At 34.9% G+C, this 16,618-nt stretch carries 18 protein-coding genes; 9 read left to right on the forward strand and 9 right to left on the reverse strand.

What is annotated here, in order from left to right; translation table 11 throughout:
* Positions 1–230 precede the first annotated feature (230 nt).
* Positions 231–1,076 carry a DUF72 domain-containing protein gene (locus ACTDJC_RS09210; protein WP_098309461.1) on the reverse strand — a complete coding sequence of 282 codons (846 nt, stop codon included), beginning with the start codon at positions 1,074–1,076 and terminating at the stop codon, positions 231–233.
* Between the two features lie 348 nt (positions 1,077–1,424).
* On the opposite strand from ACTDJC_RS09210, the gene ACTDJC_RS09215 reads away from it, so the two are divergent.
* Both ACTDJC_RS09215 and ACTDJC_RS09220 read left to right on the forward strand, forming a co-directional pair.
* Entirely contained in the window at positions 1,425–1,880 is a 456-nt protein-coding gene (locus ACTDJC_RS09215) for a hypothetical protein (protein ID WP_098309462.1), read from the forward strand.
* A gap of 141 nt (positions 1,881–2,021) precedes the next feature.
* Complete coding sequence (locus ACTDJC_RS09220) at positions 2,022–2,630, forward strand: hypothetical protein (protein ID WP_440603202.1); 609 nt, start codon at positions 2,022–2,024, stop codon at positions 2,628–2,630.
* 80 nt (positions 2,631–2,710) lie between these two features.
* Here ACTDJC_RS09220 and ACTDJC_RS09225 read toward each other — a convergent pair whose 3' ends face one another.
* A complete protein-coding gene (locus tag ACTDJC_RS09225) occupies positions 2,711–4,750 on the reverse strand; it encodes a transglycosylase domain-containing protein (protein WP_098309464.1) in 2,040 nt (679 codons plus the stop codon).
* Positions 4,751–5,056: 306 nt separating this feature from the next.
* Here ACTDJC_RS09225 and ACTDJC_RS09230 point away from each other — a divergent pair, with 306 nt between their 5' ends.
* From ACTDJC_RS09230 to ACTDJC_RS09240, 3 genes are all read left to right on the forward strand, one after another.
* Positions 5,057–5,677, forward strand: a complete 621-nt coding sequence (locus ACTDJC_RS09230; protein WP_440603203.1) for a DUF47 domain-containing protein — start codon at positions 5,057–5,059, stop codon at positions 5,675–5,677.
* Positions 5,678–5,688: 11 nt separating this feature from the next.
* Complete coding sequence (locus tag ACTDJC_RS09235) at positions 5,689–6,687, forward strand: anion permease (RefSeq protein ID WP_440603204.1); 999 nt, start codon at positions 5,689–5,691, stop codon at positions 6,685–6,687.
* A 112-nt stretch (positions 6,688–6,799) separates the two neighbouring features.
* The gene (locus ACTDJC_RS09240; RefSeq protein WP_440603205.1) at positions 6,800–7,600 is read left to right on the forward strand and encodes a sulfite exporter TauE/SafE family protein; all 801 of its coding nucleotides are present in this window, start codon (positions 6,800–6,802) and stop codon (positions 7,598–7,600) included.
* Positions 7,601–8,063: 463 nt separating this feature from the next.
* Here ACTDJC_RS09240 and ACTDJC_RS09245 read toward each other — a convergent pair whose 3' ends face one another.
* Positions 8,064–8,288: a hypothetical protein gene (locus tag ACTDJC_RS09245; RefSeq protein WP_098309467.1), complete on the reverse strand. Its 225-nt coding sequence runs from the start codon at positions 8,286–8,288 to the stop codon at positions 8,064–8,066.
* A 232-nt stretch (positions 8,289–8,520) separates the two neighbouring features.
* On the opposite strand from ACTDJC_RS09245, the gene ACTDJC_RS09250 reads away from it, so the two are divergent.
* Positions 8,521–9,033, forward strand: a complete 513-nt coding sequence (locus tag ACTDJC_RS09250; protein WP_098309468.1) for a Crp/Fnr family transcriptional regulator — start codon at positions 8,521–8,523, stop codon at positions 9,031–9,033.
* A gap of 16 nt (positions 9,034–9,049) precedes the next feature.
* On the opposite strand, the gene hmpA is transcribed toward ACTDJC_RS09250, so the two are convergent.
* The 3 genes from hmpA to ACTDJC_RS09265 all read right to left on the reverse strand — a co-directional run bounded on the left by hmpA (position 9,050) and on the right by ACTDJC_RS09265 (position 12,392).
* The gene (gene hmpA / locus ACTDJC_RS09255) at positions 9,050–10,258 is read right to left on the reverse strand and encodes an NO-inducible flavohemoprotein (protein ID WP_440603206.1); all 1,209 of its coding nucleotides are present in this window, start codon (positions 10,256–10,258) and stop codon (positions 9,050–9,052) included.
* 393 nt (positions 10,259–10,651) lie between these two features.
* Positions 10,652–11,170 carry a hypothetical protein gene (locus ACTDJC_RS09260; RefSeq protein WP_098309472.1) on the reverse strand — a complete coding sequence of 173 codons (519 nt, stop codon included), beginning with the start codon at positions 11,168–11,170 and terminating at the stop codon, positions 10,652–10,654.
* Between the two features lie 124 nt (positions 11,171–11,294).
* Positions 11,295–12,392: a site-2 protease family protein gene (locus tag ACTDJC_RS09265; RefSeq protein ID WP_098309473.1), complete on the reverse strand. Its 1,098-nt coding sequence runs from the start codon at positions 12,390–12,392 to the stop codon at positions 11,295–11,297.
* A 121-nt stretch (positions 12,393–12,513) separates the two neighbouring features.
* On the opposite strand from ACTDJC_RS09265, the gene ACTDJC_RS09270 reads away from it, so the two are divergent.
* Positions 12,514–12,711 (forward strand): hypothetical protein, encoded by a 198-nt coding sequence (locus ACTDJC_RS09270; RefSeq protein WP_098309474.1) that lies wholly within the window; start codon positions 12,514–12,516, stop codon positions 12,709–12,711.
* Positions 12,712–12,763: 52 nt separating this feature from the next.
* On the opposite strand, the gene ACTDJC_RS09275 is transcribed toward ACTDJC_RS09270, so the two are convergent.
* Positions 12,764–13,630 (reverse strand): hypothetical protein, encoded by an 867-nt coding sequence (locus ACTDJC_RS09275; RefSeq protein ID WP_440603207.1) that lies wholly within the window; start codon positions 13,628–13,630, stop codon positions 12,764–12,766.
* 111 nt (positions 13,631–13,741) lie between these two features.
* On the opposite strand from ACTDJC_RS09275, the gene ACTDJC_RS09280 reads away from it, so the two are divergent.
* A complete protein-coding gene (locus tag ACTDJC_RS09280; protein WP_440603208.1) occupies positions 13,742–14,518 on the forward strand; it encodes a class I SAM-dependent methyltransferase in 777 nt (258 codons plus the stop codon).
* Between the two features lie 33 nt (positions 14,519–14,551).
* Here the strand turns inward: ACTDJC_RS09280 and ACTDJC_RS09285 are convergent, their stop codons facing one another.
* A complete protein-coding gene (locus tag ACTDJC_RS09285; RefSeq protein ID WP_098309580.1) occupies positions 14,552–14,761 on the reverse strand; it encodes a hypothetical protein in 210 nt (69 codons plus the stop codon).
* Positions 14,762–14,846: 85 nt separating this feature from the next.
* Entirely contained in the window at positions 14,847–15,128 is a 282-nt protein-coding gene (locus tag ACTDJC_RS09290; RefSeq protein WP_440603476.1) for a hypothetical protein, read from the reverse strand.
* Here ACTDJC_RS09290 and ACTDJC_RS09295 point away from each other — a divergent pair.
* Complete coding sequence (locus ACTDJC_RS09295; protein WP_440603209.1) at positions 15,064–16,605, forward strand: bifunctional metallophosphatase/5'-nucleotidase; 1,542 nt, start codon at positions 15,064–15,066, stop codon at positions 16,603–16,605. The genes ACTDJC_RS09290 and ACTDJC_RS09295 overlap by 65 nt on opposite strands.
* The last annotated feature ends 13 nt before the right edge of the window (positions 16,606–16,618 follow it).

Below are 16,618 nucleotides of genomic sequence, written 5' to 3' on the forward strand. Positions count from 1 at the left end.
AAAACTATTGACAATGATAATGATAACCATTATCATTTATTACGAAGCCAACAATTGATGAATCAACCAAACGCTCAGTAACATTGTTACCCCTCTTTTTTCATAAAGAAAAACACTGTACATTCCCCCTGTTTGTACAGTGTTTTTCTTTTTATCCTAATTAGCGCTTTCAATCAATGAAGGTGAAGTCCCTTGATAAAAATACTACTTTATCCTACTACTATTTCACTTCATTCAAATAAATTTAGTTGTTCAGGTCTAGGTTCGCCATACGTAACACCAAGCATATCCATCATTTGTTTTGCATTATCTGCCGCATCTCCGCCAGAGTTATTGTTAAATAAAAGGTAAATTTCCTTTGTTTTTGATTTTAATTCTTGTAACCTCTCTATCCATTCTTCTAATTCCTGTTTGTTATAGCGATATAAACAACGGACTGCTCTCCAATTCTCTCCCGTATTCAGCCACCCATGTACATTGCGCCCGTGAAATCGAACTAAGGTCATCTGTTCATGCGTTGCTTCTAGTACAATTGGAATAGAACCAATTCCTGCTTGTGGTTCATCACAAATAGTATGGATCCAACCTTCTTGTTTCATAAATTGCAATGTTTGATTACGAAATTGTGGATAAAACCACGTTTGATTACGAAACTCTAATGAACATGGTATATCTCTCATCTTTTCTTTCGTATAGCGTAATAAATCCACATTTTTCTTTTGACAGTCGAACCAAGGTGGATACTGGAATAAAACCATTTTTAACTTATTTGCTTTTTGGAGAGGAACTATCGATTCTTTAAATGCCTGAAACATATCTTCAATATTTGCAAAAGGGGTCTCTCCGCGCATATGCCCTGTCATTCCTTGATAAGCTTTCACAATAAATGAAAAATTTGGCGGTGTTTCTAAAACCCATTTCTCATAATTTCTTGCAGGCTGTATGGCATAAAAAGAACTATCTACTTCTACGATTGGAAAATACTCACTATATGTTTGTAGTTTATGCTTCATTTCATAGGCATCTTTATATAAAGCGTTATGATCTCCCCATCCTGTTAACCCAATAGAAATCATCCGAACACCATCTCCTATCCACCTCTAAATCTCAAAAACATATTATGATATATGGACAAAATCCAAATTACAGAGTCATTTAATTGTCTCACATTAACAGGAAGTCCCACACACATACTAATGTAAGTTTCACTTTATAAATAATTCATCACAAAGTTACAATCTTAACAATTTCTATTCCATTGTTATCCTATGGCTTCTTAATCTACTATAACAAACCGAAAAAAAGTTTTGCTATACAAAAAACTCTCTTTCTTTACTTTTCTTTACCTCAGCTTAACGTTAATTTAACGCTTATTTTGTATAATTCATAGTGAAAGAACTTATACGAAACGAGGGTGAATGCAGATGAAAGTATTATCATCTATCCGCTTTTGGATTATTTTCATGTCATGTATAACGTTATGTTTTGCACTCTTTGTAATTGGAGAATACAATAAACCAAAAGCAGCCTCAAACGAAGGCACCATACCCTATGACGTCCTATATACAAAACAAAATCATATACCCCTGGTGCATGATGCGCAAAAAGAAAAGGTTGTTCTGAAGGGAATGGTGATAACCGACGCCACTTCGTATAAACAATTAGAAATAATTGCCAAACAAATCAAAGAAAAATATGCACATGAAAAACTCGATTCAATTGAACTTACAATCCATAATAAAAATAACAGTCAATATTATGATGATCTTGCTTTTGAGCCAACCGCTAAAGGAAACATTGTCATCTCCTATACACCGGTAACTAAAACCGCGCACAGTATGAATACAAATATAAATATTCAACTCAACAAGCACCCTTAATCTAAAAGGGTGCTTGTTTCTATGTATACGCACATTTTTTATAAATTAGTCAAGTATCCTAGGTCTTGTCCTGCAAAGATGAATATCATATATCGACAAATGATTTAAAGAGAGAGAACTTACATTAAGGAGGAATTATGTATGATGTATCCATACAATCAGTTCAATCAGTCGTATTATTCTAGAAATGCGATGAGAAATTACAAAAATTTAATTGGCACAAACGTTCAGGTTAATTTAGGAGGTCCAGAAAAAGCAGAGGGAACATTATTAAAAGTTCAAAGTGATTTTTGTGTCGTACAAAATGACGATGGTGTTGTTTACTATCCGTTACATCATATTAATGGCTTTGCCGAGCAATATGAAGATGACTCTGAAGAATCAGATGATAATGAACAAAACAACAATCAAAATAACCAATATGAGGCCCCTATCATTGTAAGCGGAAACCGTTTTGGAAGTGTTATTAACCGTCTAAAAGGAGAAACAGTTCAATTTAATCAAGGTCCGAAACAAATAGAAGGAACTGTTGTCGGCCGTACTAGAGATCATATTCTTCTTGAGGTTGATGGTCAGGTTACGTATGTACCAACGTTCCATGTTCAAAGTATGCGTTGGAACTATAATAATGACAATAATGACGATAATAACAATAACGATAACAACAATAATAACAATGATGATAACGAAACACGTAATCAAGATAACAGCGAAAAAAAGAGATGCAAACGATGCAAAAAACGCCGTTAAGACAATAACGGCTCATGTACTAGAAAATAAAAACATAAGTAAATCCCAGATTACTCATTTCATAATCTGGGATTTACTTCTTAAAAGAATGGAATCCATTCTTTTATTTTATTCATCCAATTTTCTTGCTGTTCTTTTCTCTGCTTTTCTTCCTCTTGTCGTTTTTTCTCTTCTTCTTTTCGCTTTTTTTCCTCTTCAATGGTTTGTAAATGTTTTGTATACTCAGCTTCTGGTATAAGCGACAAATCAAAGTTTTTTTGACTTGGCTGCCCAACTGCTTTTTTCATAATATCTTGAAACATCGTTGTCGTTATTTGACTACCACCAGGAACAAAATGTTCACTATCTGTTTTATCGTAGCCAACCCAAATGGATGCAACTAATTCTGGTGTATAGCCAACAAACCATGAATCTTTTGCACCGCTGCTCGGGCCATCTACAAGTTGTGTTGTCCCCGTTTTCCCAGCAGTCTCTACAGATTTAAGTTTTGCTTTTTCTCCCGTTCCTTTCTCTACAACCCCTTGTAATAAATACGTCATCTTTTGTGCCGTTTTTTCATCCGTAACACGAGTTTCTTTTTTATACCATTTCCCTACTACATTCCCTTCACTATCTTGCAGTTCCCGAATCGCATGTGCTTCCATTTGTACACCATCATTCGCAAAGGTCGCATACGCTTGTGCCATGACAAGTGGAGACGTTCCTTCACTCATCCCTCCTAGCGCTAACGCATAAGATTGATCATCATCTTGAAGCGGAATACCAAAACGTTCTAAAGACTTCACACCCTTTTCCAGACCAATTTGTTCCAGTAGCCAAACGGCTGATACATTATAGGAATTAGCAAGTGCTTCATACATCGTTACATTACCATGGTATACATTCCCGCTATTTTTCGGTGTATATCCATTAATGTCTAGTGGTTCATCTTTTAATACATCATATACCTCATATCCTTGTTCCAATGCTGGTGTATACACTGCCAATGGTTTTAATGTTGAACCTGGCTGGCGTTTTAATTGCGATGCATGGTTAAACTGTAAAAATTGATACGGCCCTCTTCCTCCTACAAGAGCTGGAACATCACCCGTTTTGGGATTCATGAGTACAACACCTGTTTGCATAATTTGATCAGAAGTAGTCTTTGGAAAATAATGATCATTATTCACAACATCTTCTACCGCTTGTTGCATCTTTGGGTCTAATTCTGTGTAAATTTGATAACCACCTGATAAAATTTCATTTTGTGTCAAGTCGTATTTATTCATTGCCTCACGAACAACATAGTCAACATAGTAAGGATATTTTCCCTCATATTGCTTTTCGACACCACGGTGAAGTGAAAGCCCTTCATCTTTCGCTATTTGAAATTGTTTGTCTGTAATATAGCCTTGTTCCTTCATTAAAGAAAGAACAACATTTCTTCTTGTAATTGATTTATTAAAGTCTTTAAACGGTGAATACGTAGAAGGCGCTTTAATTAATCCAGCTAAAGTGGCAGCTTCAGGAATCGTTAATTCCTTCACTTCTTTATCAAAATACGTCTTAGCAGCATTTTTAATCCCCCATGCTCCCTCACCAAAATAAATTTGATTCAAATACATTTCTATAATTTCATCTTTTGTATATGTGCGTTCAATTTTCTTTGTAATAAAATACTCTTTGAATTTTCTTGTAAACGTCCGATCTTGTGTTAAAAATACGTTTTTAGCAAGCTGTTGTGTAATTGTACTTCCTCCGGCAACAACTTCTCCTGCTGTTATATTTTTAATGATAGCATTAAAAATTCCGCTATAAGATATACCGCGATGCTCATAAAATTTTTGGTCTTCTACTGCAACAACAGCTTGAATCATAACGTCTGGAATATCTTTACGCTTAATTCCTTCTATTTTCGAAGAAGACAATTTTGCTGCTACCTGCTTATTTGCATCGTAAATCACTGTTGGCTGAGGTACTGCATGTTTTAATGCCGATATATCTTGGATTGTAATCATAATGTTCACAAAGATAAACAAAGATAAGCCAAAACTTCCTAAAATCAACAAAAATATCCGCAATTTTTTTCTTGTTTTGAACCACTCTCTTATCCTTTGTAATTGAGTGCTGTTCCACTTCATTCATTCACTTCCTCTACCTTACTTTCAAATGTATATATATGGGTAACATCTTTATCTTTACAAATTTTCTATGATATCGTTATAATTCGTCAAGTCTAAGCTACCCTTTTCATACTTTTTGTATGAAAAGGACATTCTATAAGTACGAGTATTACTAAAAAAGTGTTAACATTACTAATTTTTCAACTTGTCTAATGTTAAGTTTTTGTAAACTTTTCGATAAAATGTTTTAAAAACCGACAACTTTTTGGTAGAATGAACTAGCCAATATGCTTTACATAACTATTTTTTGGTGGGGGTAACAATATGGTTTTCAAATCGAGAAAAGATAAATTTTCAGAAATGCTAACGAATATTTCTGAAAATTTAAAAGAAGGCGCACAATTTTTTGTGGAGTATAAAATTAAAAACGCAAGTGATTTAAAAGAATTCTCCATGCGCATGAAAGAATATGAGTCAAAGGGTGATTCATTTATTCACGAAATCATTATGGAATTAAACAAAGCATTTATCACTCCAATTGAACGTGAAGACATTTTGCAACTTGCAATGAGTATGGATGATGTATTAGACGGATTAGATCATAGTGCTGGTCTATTTGAAATGTATTCTATTACAGAAGCAGACGAATACATGATTAAATTCGTTGATGCAATTAATCAATGTGCGATTGAAATTGCGTCGTCTATTGAATTGATGTCCAATAAAAAGCTACTCGATATTCGTACAAATGCAATCAAAATTAAAGACTACGAATCAAAATGTGATGATATTCGTAGACATGCTATTAAGCATCTATTCTCTCGTGAGAAAGATCCAATCAAGATTATTCAATACAAAGAAATTTACGAAGAATTAGAAGAAATTGCTGACAGCTGTCAAAGCGTAGCAAATGTTTTAGAAACAATTATTATGAAGAACGCATAAGGAGTTTGACCATGGATACACTCTTGATTTTAACCGTTTTAGTTGTCATTTGTGCTTTGGCTTTCGACTTTATTAACGGATTCCATGATACAGCAAATGCTATCGCAACAGCTGTTTCAACAAAGGCTTTAAAGCCAAGACAAGCCATTATTATGGCAGCCCTTATGAACTTTTTAGGTGCAATGGCATTTACGGGTGTAGCAAAGACTATTACAAAAGATATTGTCGATCCATTTACATTACCAAATGGTAGTGTCGTTATTTTAGCAGCGCTGCTTGCTGCTATCGCATGGAACTTAATTACTTGGTACTATGGAATTCCAAGTAGTTCATCTCATGCAATTATCGGTTCTATTGCCGGGGCAGCTATTGCTGCTGCTGGTTTTGGTTCATTAAATTATGAAGGCTTCATTAAAATTCTTGAAGCTTTAGTTATTTCACCGATTATCGCTTTCGTCATCGGTTACATCGTATATACTATTTTTAAAATTTCCTTTAAAAATTTTAACTTGACGAAAACAAACAAAAATTTCCGTTTATTCCAAGTGTTCACAGCCGCATTACAATCTTTTACACATGGCACAAATGATGCTCAAAAAGCGATGGGTATTATTACAATGGCCCTTATCGCAAATAATTATCACACTTCAACAGATATCCCTTTGTGGGTACAATTCGCGTGTGCAACTGCAATGGGTCTTGGTACCTCTGTCGGTGGATGGAAAATTATCAAAACTGTCGGTGGACAAATTATGAAAATCCGCCCTGTAAATGGTGTAGCTGCTGATTTATCATCATCAATTGTTATTTTCGGTGCAACTTTCATTCATTTACCAGTAAGTACAACACACGTTATTTCATCTTCTATTTTAGGTGTTGGTGCTTCACATCGCGTAAAAGGAGTAAAGTGGGGAACAGCAAAACGCATGTTAATTACATGGGTTATCACACTCCCTATTTCAGCTTCATTGGCTGCTTTATTCTATTACGTATTAGATCTTATTCTCTAAAGAAAAGTCGTCTTCTTATGTAGAAGACGACTTTTTTGTGAACACACATCATTCTGATTCAAAACATTGTATAATAAATGATGTATTTGTTACAAAAGAGGAGATGTTACAGTTGGAATATATTATGCTATTACTTGTTGGATTATTAGCAGGTACAATTGGAAGTCTAGTTGGTCTTGGTGGGGGAATCATTATCGTTCCGTTACTGATTAACTTACATAGTCTTTCTCCCCAATTGGCTGTTGGTACTTCAATTGTTACTGTCGTATTTACAGGTTTGGCTTCTACCCTCACATACATGAAGCATAAGCGAGTTGATTACAAAAGTGGCCTTATTTTATTTATAGGGAGTGGTCCTGGAGGAATTATCGGATCGTGGGCAAATAAATTTTTAAATCAAGATTCTTTCTCTTTATATTTCGGGGTTTTTCTCATTTTAGTATCCATTTTACTCATGATACGAGATAAAATGAAACCTCTATCGCTTTCGACCGGTTCTATTATTAAACGCTCCTTTACAACTTCTGAAGGAGAAATAATAACCTATCAGTTCCCACCTTTTCTTGCTATCATTATTTCATTTGGTGTAGGTTTTATTTCTGGTTTATTCGGAATTGGCGGGGGTGTCTTATTAGTTCCAGCAATGATGATTCTTTTCGCTTTTCCAGCACAAATCGCTGTCGCTACATCAATGTTTATCGTTTTTTTATCCGCAATTGTAAATTCAGCAACTCATATTTCACTTGGTAATGTAAGCTGGCTCTATGCCCTTGTTTTAATCCCCGGAGCATGGATTGGCGGGAAAATTGGAGCTTATATTAATACAAAACTAAGTGGTAACGCTATTATCAATTTATTACGCATTACCTTAATTATTCTCGGTACACGTATGATTATTAGTTCCATTTTGTAACGCATTCTTTTAGAATGCGTTACTTTTATATACATGTGTAAAGAAACACTCCTAAAATAATACATAATAATGAGCAAACACATAATAAGAGAAAGTTAGAAATATGGAAATTCCTCATGATAATCACTCCTATGTTCATTACATTTTGGTATTTTATTCCACTCTAACATGTAGTAATGCTTTCCTAAATTCAATAGGTAAACATAAAACTTTCATAAGAGCTTGCTTGGTTCAACTAATCATCTGTAGAGGATGAAGAATTCCCATTGACCATATCATACCGAAAAAAAGCAACATTTACATTTACAATGCCCTAACAATATAGAAGTGAGTGTTACAAATCATATGTAATTATTACATTATATATACAATCTTATTGTTTTCTATTTATAAACAAAAAACAAGCCGAGAAATGCTTCTCTTTACCTATAAGAGAAGCATTTCTCAGCTTGTTAAGCTTTCCTTAGTGTACAAGCGACCATCCCATAAAATCTTCATGGACTTGTCTTGCTCGTCTATCGTTTCTATCATATAACTCTGCATAACTATCTGTTTCTTCATCATAAGCCATCGTATAAATGATTTGTCCATCTATTTCGACCGATAGAACAACTCCACCCTTCATTTCTTCCACATGTATCACTGCATCTGTTGAAATCTTCACATCAGTCATTTTTTCATCTAACATGGTATGCCCCCTAAAAAATATTCCTTTCTAGTACCGTCCTTACACATACACACTAAACAGTATACTACTGTAATATGATATATTTCGTCAATAAATTAAAATTTCCATTAGCAGGAGACTACTAAATTGCAGAATAAAACTATAAGGTTTCTTCTGCAATTCACAAGTATAGTCTTATGCAAACAATTCCTCTATAATAAAATGAATAGCAATATATAAAGAGGTGCTTACATTGATTTTACATAAAGGAGAAATACTATTTCGTCAAGGAGAGGAAGGCCCTCTATATTTTGTAAAAAGCGGTCTATTAAAAGTAGTTCGCCTCCAAGAGGACGGCACGCCTTTTTTATTTAATATTATTGTTCCAGGTGAAACGATTCCTCACCACTCTTTAATCTCTCCAAAAGAATATCACGGCACTGCAATCGCTTTAATTAAGACAGAAGTAGAGCCAATTTTACGCAACGCATGGTATGAACAATTACATGCAAATCCCGAATCTTATGCCGATCTCGCCCTTCAGCTGCAAACAAAATTACGAATGATGCAAGAGCGTATCGATCAGCTTACAACCGTTTCTCCAAAAGAGAGGCTACTTCGTTTACAAAAATGGTTTACAACATATTTAGGAGACATTCCGGTCTATGAAATTTTAAACCAAACAGAAATTGGTCAACTCATTGGCATCCGTCGTGAAACAGTAAATCGGCTACTTCGAGAACAAACAAAAAACGAGGTGAATTAACACCTCGTTTTTTTAATTATTGCAAGCTAGCTGCTGGACCAAAGAATTCAAAGTGAATATTCTCTGGTACCACACCCCATTCTGTCAAATCTGCATGAATATGTTTCATAAACGGTACCGGTCCGCAGAAGTAGAAATCTGCTTCATTGGAAGGAATAATAGTTTGTAACCACGCTAAATCTATGAAGCCTTCTTTATCATAATTTTTTACTTTCTTATCTTGCTCAGTTGGATTAGAGTAGCAAGTATATACTTTTACTTGTTCATGCTCTTTTGCTACATTTGTAACATAGTCTTTCATTGCGTGTACATCACTGTTTAACGCTCCGTGAATAAAGTATACATTACGGTTTGGCGATTGCTCAATTAATGTATTTAACATACTCATCATTGGTGTAATTCCTACACCACCACTAATCAATACAACTGGTAACTGTGAATCCATATTCAGTACAAAATCTCCTGCTGGTGCGCTTAACGGTAAAATATCTCCTTCATTTACATGATCATGTAAATAATTCGATACCATTCCCTCTAGACCTTCTGCACTTTTCTCGCGTTTCACACTAATGCGATAGTAATCCTTTCCAGGTGCATCTGATAAACTATACTGACGGTTATGTGTATATGTTTCTCCTTCAATATTTAACTGTACACTTACATATTGTCCTGGTAAGAATGAAGATAGCGCTCCCCCATCTTCTGGTTTTAAATAAAAGGATGTAATCACATCACTCTCTTTTTCTTTTTTCACAACGATAAAATTACGGAAATCTTTCCAGCCGCCCGCTTTTTCAGCAGCTTCTTCATACATCTCTGCTTCTATACTAATAAATGCGTCAGCTATCACACCATAAGCTTCTCCCCAAGCATCTAATACTTCTTGCGGAGCATCAGCTACTTCTTTAATCGCTTGTAGCAAGCATTTACCAACAATTGGGTAGTGCTCTGCTTTAATACCTAAGCTACGATGTTTGTGTCCAATTTGTTTCACAACTGGAATAATCACTGCTAAGTTATCAATATAATTAGCAGCTGCGTATACTGCATTTGCTAATGCTTGTTGCTGTCTTCCTTGTTTTTGATTTGTATGGTTAAAAATATTTAATAGTTCCGGATGCTCAGAAAACATAATTTGATAAAAACGTGTTGTAATCTCCACACCTTTTTCTTGTAATAACGGTACAGTTGATTTTACAATTTCAATTGTTTTTGGACTTAACATACTATCCACTCCTCTATTTCCTTAGCTATTTCCTTAACTATTTCCATTGTATACGATATCAAAGATATAAGTTGTGATTTTAATCACTATAAACATGATGGTTTTGTGAAAAACGTTATTAAGTGAAACGTTATTAAGTGAAACTTCCATCAGTGGGGGTTTTCTTCATTCCCCATTGATGGTTAGTTGAACCAATCGGGCTTTTACGGGCAGTTATCCCCCAACTATCTTCTTTGCTTCCCTCTGCATCTTGAGGTGGGGGTCTTACTGCCCTTAATGCGGGATAAATGACACCCTCTATCTTCGTTAAAAAATTCCTCGTGAGATCGAGAAGAATGTTACTGTATATTAAAGTAACATCAATAATAAAAAGACATACTAAGTATGCCTTTTTTACTGTGCTTGTAATGCCTGTTCTATTACTTTTACATCTTTCCCATTTCCAAACTCTGTATACCCCCAGATATTCGTTTCACCTGTATATTTATTTACAAGAATATCAAGATCATGATATACACGATGTGCATAAATAACATATTCAATATTACGAGCTTCTACCCCTTTTTTCAAAATTTCATAACTTCGTTTCACATCTCGTTTTATTTGCTTGTTTTTCACTTTTGTCTCAACATCTTTTAAAGCATGTTCCTGTTCTTGAAACCATTTCATTAAATGGTTCCAGTCTCCATCTGTGTATTTTTCTGCTTTTCCATAATTTAAAAAGCCATTGTAGCTTTCATGTGTCGTGCGGATGAATTGCAGCACTTCTTTTGTCTCATCAACCTCTTCTACTTTCGGCATTGCCGTTACACCAACAGGCTTACTTGCATAGTGTACAAAAACTTTGCTTAAGCCGTAACTAGCGATTCCCATTACTATAAGAATTCCAAGTATACTGCACACCTTTTTCATACACCCGACTCCTTTTCTATACATAAACATTACATTTATTTCTAAAAAACGTAATATTTGTAATGTTCTATAAAAAAGAGAGAATTCCTGTTCAAATCATTCTTTCCATTTCGACAACGTTTTTCTACAAATTATTTGTAGGAAGTTGATTTTGTAAGATTGCATTTCCTTGATATGTAGCATATCCGAGTATTGCGAGTAAGAGTACGTATAAAATGAACATACCCATACGTGTTTTCATATTTGCAGAGTAGTACTTTTCATACTGTTCTTTTTCTTCTTCCCACTTATGTAATTTTCGCTCTGACACTGCTACTGCATCTTGCATCAATAGAAGATGCTGCTCTTTTTCCTCTTCATACGGCACGTAATCAAGTGGTTCAAATTTAGGAAACAAGTACTCTAATGCTATTTTTCTTTGACGCTCTTCTTTTGTTAATGATTTACCTCGCTCTTTCTGGCGAAGCATCGTTACTTCTTGGTGCATCATATAGATGGTACGATGTAGTGCTCCTGTTTCTCGTAATTCTTCTTTCAAACGTATCATATATTCTTTTACAGTATCTATTTTCCAACCAAGCTCTTGAATTGGTTGATTTCGTTTCGATACTCTGCGCCATTCTAAACAGCCTAATAGAAAAATAAACCCAAGAAAAATACTTTTTTGTACAATTGCATAACCAAGCAATATAACAAGGCCTACCGCCCAAATTTTTGTACTTACAACAGAAACAATTCGTCCCCCATCAAGTGGTGATACGGGAATTAAGTTAAAGAAATTAATCATACTACCAAGCATAATAACAAGTGCCCAAAACGGTTCTTTTGTTGTCATATACAGCGGAATTGCTGGTAAAAAAGAGAGTAAACCAAATAGCGGTCCCATATATGCAATGTATGCCTCGTCTTTTGCATTTTTAGGCAATTCTTTCATTCCTATAACCGCTCCCATAAATGGGATAAAAATAGCAGGTGAGGTTGCAATTCCTTTTCGTCTTGCTGCCCACAAATGACCCATTTCATGAATTAGTAATAAGTATACGAGTGCGACACCAAATTTCCATCCGTATATCGCTGCATAAGCGCCAAGAGATAACAGCATACTAAATATAGTAGAAAACTTTGCTAGTTTGACAATCGCAAATACAAACTTTAATTTAGACAACAGAAAAAGACCAACTGCTACAATAATCCCCCATAATCCTTTTGTATTTTGTTTCATATTCCTCTCCCTACCAATAATCTTTTTCTTCTTATTATGCCATATATTTTAAGTTTATTGGAAATCACTGTTTAATTGATCCATTTTTGGCCAATACTATACATGCAAGGAGGTGAAAACGGTGACATTACAATCTGTTATGATCGGTGCCTTATCTTTTCTAGCTTCTATGCTTATTTTTTATACTGTTGGACACGTATTACTATTAGATTGGCTACCAAACAATATTTTCATTAGCTCCATTATCCTTTCTGCACTTATTATCGCTTATTTTATTACGCGAAAATCTATGAGTGAACCGTCAACAAAAACAAAATAAAAGAGTGATGATATCTATCACTCTTTTTCTCATCTCCTAAAAGAAAGCCTCTTTATCTTTCTAACTCCATCTTTTCTCCATATTCTTTCACTATTTGAATAATATTTTGAAACGCACCAATCTCTTCTTTTTTATGATTAAACATTTTTAAATCATATTGATCATAATACGCTTCTAACATTTTTAGTTGAGACGGTGATAAATTGTTAGCAGGAACAAAAAAGTTCACTTCATATTGTTTATATCCTTCTTTCACTATTTCACCTTGAATTGAATCACTTTTTTCTTTATTTATTATCTTTTGCACTTTCGGAGGAAAATGTAATTGAAAATAATAATTTTTTTCTTTTTCTAACTTTTTATATAATGCATCTGAAATCGTGTAATACACCGTATAATGAACTGCACTTTCCTTTGTTTTAATATGAAAACGCGTAATTTGTAAATCCTTTTTCGTAATTTCAGTTATAGTTGATTGTTGTTCATCCTCATTTTGTGTTGAGGGTGCTGTCGGAAACAAAGAAAGCAGCTTTTCTGTATCCACCTTTGATATAAGGTAGAAATTCTTTGTATCGGTTTCTTTTTGTAACCAACCTGTTCTCGCTTCTGTACGAAGCCAAACTTTATACTTTTCTTCTTGTCCGTTTTTCTTAATTTTAATTACATATTCCGGTTCACCTAATTCACCTATTACGTTTTGTTTCTCCGCTTTATTTATAATATTTGCAACAATTTTTGCTTTCTCGTCCTTCAATATTTTTTCCTCTTGTCCTGTTTGGGATACAATTATTTGTATGCTCTCTTCCATAACACTCCCCGCTTCTTTTGCTGATTTCTCACCTTGTTCTATTTTCTTACCCATTTGGTTACATCCGACTAATAAGAAAAGAACAAACATGAATAACCATTTTTTTCGCATAGCTCCCATCCTCATTTCTCAAAATAAGAAAAGCTTATTGTTCTCAAAAGAAAACAAAATCAACCTAACAAACAAAATCGGATATAATATACATGAAAGGGGGCTTACAGCATGCCAATAGATTTTCACAGCCCAAACAATAAATATACGTATACAAATCGTCAAGCAACGGATTCATGGACGTCTATGATTCAAAATATTGTAGACGTCAAAGAAAAGAGAGTGATTGATATTGGATGCGGTGGTGGTATTTATACAAAACAACTCGCTATGATGGGGGCAGCTGAAGCAATTGGTTTTGATTTTTCAAATGAGATGCTCGAAGCTGCCAAGGAAAATTGCGCTCACATACAACACGTTTCATTTGTACAAGGTGACGCTCATAACCTTCCTTTTGCAGATGCAACCTTTGATATCGTTATATCACGAGCTGTTATTCATCATCTAGAGCATATTCCACAATTTTTACAAGAAGCATATCGTATTTTAAAGCGAAACGGTCTACTTATTCTCCAAGATCGAACAATTGAAGACTGCACGATTCCAGGAAGTTCAGAACATATTCGCGGCTATTTCTTTTCTTGCTATCCAAAATTACTCCATACAGAAGCTAAACGAAGACCTAAAACAAATCAAATACTATATTGGTTACACAACAGCGGCTTCCATACAAATCCTATTGAAACTCTTTGGGAAGTTCGTAAAGTCCATCCTTCAATTGAAAATTTACTTCAAGATTTATCACCTCGGACAGGTCGTTCTATTTTACATGAATTATCCGATGATGAACTCTCTCAATTATTAGAGCATATTCACTCTAAACTTCATAACAAATCTCCTATTATAGAACAGGATCGTTGGACTATTTGGACAGCCGTGAAAGAGTAGCAAGCCTCACAATGTGTGAGGCTTGCTACTCTTTCATAACCTTGTTCGGCAACACTCTTGATATCCACCGCTTCTTGCCTGTGCTCTTCCACACTTCGAGCATACTAAAAATCTGGATTGATTTCCAAACAAACTACCTTTATCAAAAAGTAACACTCCTGCTTGTTTAAACGAACGAGAATAATATAACCATATAAAACCACAAATTGCAGTAATACATACCAATACACCCATTACAAGCATCTTCGTCACCTCTGCTTTGTCTGTTCTTTCCAGCAAGTGGATGATTACATTATTCTCTACATTGAGCAATAAATCCTTCTTTTTTTCATGAAAACTCCCCGCACTTATCTTCCTCTAATCTTACAGTGGCAGATTTTCTCCTATTTTGATAAAGTGAAACTTCCATCAGTAGGGGGATTACTGCCTGTTCATATGGGATAAAAAACCTTACAATTTCCACAAAAAATTTACGATTTTTTAATAAAATAAAAAGTTGTCCTTCTATTACAATAAAAACACCAGTATATGTAAGGAGTGACAACATGATTAACTTTCTTTTATGTATCCCTTTTCTCATTTCTATAACTCTTTCTTCATTGTTTCCCACTTCAAAACCTTCCGAAATACATGTGCAAATAATCGGATTAAATGATTTGCACGGACAAATCAATACAACTACAATGCTACACGGACAACCTGCTGGCCGCGCCGATTATATAGCCTCTTATATCAAATCATATAAAGAACAATTCCCTCATACCTTACTTGTTCATGCCGGTGATATGGTTGGTGGAAGTCCTCCCATTTCTGCTCTCTTTCAAGATGAGCCAACAATAGAATTTTTAAATATGCTGAAATTTGATGTCGGAACAGTTGGTAATCATGAATTTGACGAAGGTATAGACGAACTAAAGCGACTTATTGATGGGGGTTTTCATCCAAAAACAGGTATGTTTCCAGGTAGCTCTTTTCCTTACGTTTGTGCAAATGTAGTAGATACTAACACAAATGAACCTCTATTTCCACCATATGCGATTAAGTGGATCAATGGTATTCCCATTGCTTTTATTGGCATCGTTACAAAAGATACACCTTTTCTTACTATGCACAATGATATTTCAGCGGTCACTTTTTTAGATGAAGCTACTGCTGTTCAAAAGTACGTACGAGAATTACAGCAAAAAGACATCCATGCAATTATCGTTCTTGCTCATGTAGCTGGCAAGACAACAGGCGGAATTACCTACGGGCCACTTGCTGATTTAGCAAGCAAAGTTGACGATGATGTAGATGTATTATTTGGTGGACATAATCATTCTTATATGAATGGATATGTTAATGGAAAACTACTCGTTGAAGGGTATTCTTACGGAAGAGCTTTTGCAAATGTGCAGCTCACAATTAATCGCAAAACGAAAGATATTACAAAAAAATCAGCAAAGATTATTCCTACTTATCATAATCAAATACAACCTAATCCAATCATCCAAACATGGCTACAGAGCTATCAAACAAAGATAGCCCCATTAACCGAGCAAATACTTGGAAAAAGCGTACACAAGCTGACACGAGATCAAAATAGAAACGGGGAAACAGACCTTGGTGCTCTTCTTGCTGCATCTCAACGTCAAGCTATGCAGGCTGACATTGCATTCGTCAATCCAGGTAGTATCCGTCATGATTTACCAGCTGGTTCCATTACATGGGAAAATACCTTTCTCATTCAACCTTTTGAAAATAAACTCATTAAAATGGATCTAACGGGTAGAGAAATTCGAAGTGCACTGCATGAACAATGGACTGATGAAATACGTATGTTACAAGTATCTGGAATTCGTTACACATGGAAAGAAAATAAGTTAGTATCAATTACACTAGAAAATGGGGAACCACTCGAAGATGATGCGACATACTCTGTCGTAGTAAATTCTTTTCTGGCAAACGGAGGCGATAAATTTACAATTTTCCAAAAGGGACGAAATCGCGTTGAAGGCCCGACAGATCAAGAAGCATTCGCAAATTACATTCGTTCTACTCCATCTTTAGAAAGCATTCAATCCAATCATATTCAAAAATTGGATTAACATCATGAAAAAT

The organism is Bacillus sp. GB_SG_008 (assembly GCF_052038115.1).
Lineage (GTDB): Bacteria > Bacillota > Bacilli > Bacillales > Bacillaceae_G > Bacillus_A > Bacillus_A rhizoplanae.